Genomic DNA, 233 nt, shown 5'->3' on the forward strand with positions numbered 1-233 from the left:
CACCGATGCGGTGATCATCGACGGCTCGACGTCCGGACTCGGAACCGTGACGATCACCGGCGATGCACTCGGTAACGACCTTGACGCAGAGGGCAATACACCCGCTCAAGGAGGCTCCGGGATCACCGATGTCGCGCGGTCCGCCGCGGTTTTGGGTGCTGGGGACGGTGTCGATAATGACACGGATGGAATGACCGACGAAATCGACGAAAACAATCTCCTGAGCGACAACA

1 protein-coding gene is annotated in these 233 nt (G+C 60.1%); it reads left to right on the forward strand.

All coding sequences use genetic code 11. The features are described 5' to 3' along the window. Positions 1–233 (forward strand): hypothetical protein (locus tag E1297_RS48655; RefSeq protein ID WP_196223056.1); only part of this gene is annotated, 233 nt, incomplete at both ends.

Source organism: Roseibium sp. RKSG952 (genome assembly GCF_009711355.1).